This window comes from Mammaliicoccus sp. L-M44, assembly GCF_022386355.1.
In the GTDB taxonomy this organism is placed as follows: domain Bacteria; phylum Bacillota; class Bacilli; order Staphylococcales; family Staphylococcaceae; genus Mammaliicoccus; species Mammaliicoccus sciuri_A.
The window spans coordinates 1-229 of sequence record NZ_JAJNIU010000090.1 but is presented as its reverse complement, the minus strand read 5'-3'; the positions used below and the strand labels follow the sequence as shown (position 1 = coordinate 229).

Annotated in this window: 1 rRNA gene; it reads left to right on the top strand. The window is 35.4% G+C overall.

What is annotated here, in order from left to right:
* A 16S ribosomal RNA gene (locus LQ611_RS14065) occupies nucleotides 1-50 on the top strand; the annotation flags it as partial.
* Between the last annotated feature and the right edge of the window lie 179 nt (nucleotides 51-229).

The window sequence follows — 229 nt, the reverse complement described above, 5'->3', positions numbered from 1 at the left end:
AGTCGTAACAAGGTAGCCGTATCGGAAGGTGCGGCTGGATCACCTCCTTTCTAAGGATATTACGGAATGACCATTAGGTCATGGAATAACGAAGACATATTGTATTCAGTTTTGAATGTTTATAACATTCAACATTGCACATTGAAAACTAGATAAGTAAGTAAAATAGATTTTACCAAGCAAAAAACCGAGTGAATTTCTAACGAAATTCAACAAGCTTAATAATCGC